The sequence below is a fragment of the Clostridium sp. HV4-5-A1G genome, assembly GCF_900184915.1.
Taxonomy (GTDB): Bacteria; Bacillota; Clostridia; order Clostridiales; family Clostridiaceae; genus Clostridium_B; species Clostridium_B aromativorans.
On record NZ_FXYI02000321.1, the window covers coordinates 1 to 1,723 of the forward strand.

A 1,723-nucleotide genomic window follows, 5' to 3' on the forward strand; every position below is an offset into this window, starting at 1 on the left:
ATATCGCCGGTGCTGAAAGTGACGGGCAACAAATATACCTTTGAAAAGATGAAGGGAAATATAGATTTTGATGCAAGCGGAATTCTATCGGGAAAAGATACGGTAGAACAGCTGGGCGAGAAACTGCTGAATGAAGTCATCCATGTGGCAGAGGGAAAAGTTACAAAGGCAGAAGCATTGGGCTTCAATGATACTGCAATATGCAGAGTGTGCAACTATGTGTAGGTTATTTGTTCGAATGAGAATTATTTATAGTATTTTAAGGAGGAATTCAAATGCAAAAAAGTATAGATAAAATACCCAGTGGACGTTGGATTCATATAATCCCACCTGCAATACTGGTTTATATAGTAGCATTTATGGATCGTACAAATATAGGTTTTGCAATGGCAGGAGGAATGAGTGAAGAGCTAGCTATGACAGCTAGTATTACGGGCCTTGCTGCAGGAATATTCTTTGTAGGGTATCTGTTTCTGCAGGTACCTGGTGGTCAAATAGCTGAAAAGGGAAGTGCCAAGAAATTTATAGCCTATTCCATTTTAGCCTGGGGTGGACTTGCAGTTGTATCAGGATTTGTCAAGAATGTACCACAGCTGCTTGCAATTCGTTTTCTGTTGGGAGTTGCTGAAGGTGGTGTTTGGCCCGCAATACTTACCATTATAAGTCATTGGTTTCCAAATGAAGAAAGGGGAAGGGCAAATGCATATTTTATAATGAATGTGCCTATAGCTTCCATAATAACCGGACCTCTTTCCGGGTGGATTATAACTGCGTACAGCTGGCGTGCCGTTTTTGTAATAGAAGGCATAATATCCCTTGCACTTATACTGGTTTGGCTTCCGCTTATAAGTGACAGGCCTGAAGATGCTAAGTGGATATCTAAAGAAGAAAAAGAGTATATTACACGAAAAATAAAAGAAGAGCAGGAAAATATAAAAGATCTGGAGGGAACTGCAGTATCTTTTAAAGATATATTCTCCAATATAAATATGTGGAAATTGATTATAATATATTTTTGCTATCAGACCGGAATATATGGTTTCTCGCTGTGGCTTCCAACTTTGATAAAAGAACTTACTAAATCAGGAATGAATGGTGTGGGGTGGTTGTCTACATTGCCGTATATAGGCACTATAGTTGGACTGTATGTATTTTCTCATCTATCTGACAAAAGCGGAAATAGAAGACTGCATACTGCATTACCTTTGATCGGATTTTCCATATGTTTGTTGCTGTCAGTTCAAACCAAATCCAATATATGGCTGTCATTTGCATTTTTAATTGGATGCGGTGTATTTCTTCAAGCAGCTTCAAGCGTATTCTGGACAATACCACCTATATTGTTTAATGCTGAAATGGCAGGTGGTGCCAGAGGAGTTATAAATGCACTGGGAAATCTGGGAGGCTTCTTGGGACCGTATATAGTTGGATGGCTGACTATGAAATACAGTTCTGGTATAGGGATTTATAGTTTAGTAATAATTTTGGCAATTGGATTTTTAGTGACGGTATCATTACCGAAAGAGACATCTAAAAGTGAACAATTATAAATGAATTATTTTGAGCATGTATGAAATACCAAATGAATGGGAGATGTAAATATGGAGTCTTTGGATTTAAGTAAATTTCCTAAAATAGAATTACCTAGGTTCTTGAAAATAAAGCAGAATTTTGAGAAAGATAGAGTTGAAAATGTAGAACTTGAAGTGGCGGATAAAGTAAG

Annotated in this window: 1 protein-coding gene and 1 pseudogene; both read left to right on the plus strand. The window is 37.6% G+C overall.

What is annotated here, in order from left to right; translation table 11 throughout:
* Positions 1–225 (plus strand): annotated as a pseudogene (locus J5G60_RS18190) (UxaA family hydrolase); the annotation flags it as partial.
* Between the two features lie 50 nt (positions 226–275).
* The gene (locus J5G60_RS18195) at positions 276–1,550 is read left to right on the plus strand and encodes an MFS transporter (RefSeq protein ID WP_150359063.1); all 1,275 of its coding nucleotides are present in this window, start codon (positions 276–278) and stop codon (positions 1,548–1,550) included.
* The last annotated feature ends 173 nt before the right edge of the window (positions 1,551–1,723 follow it).

What these genes read in the sequence shown, in the direction of transcription:
- J5G60_RS18195 (WP_150359063.1), top strand. Translation starts at nt 276, where the DNA reads ATGCAAAAAAGTATAGATAAAATACCCAGTGGACGTTGGATTCATATA.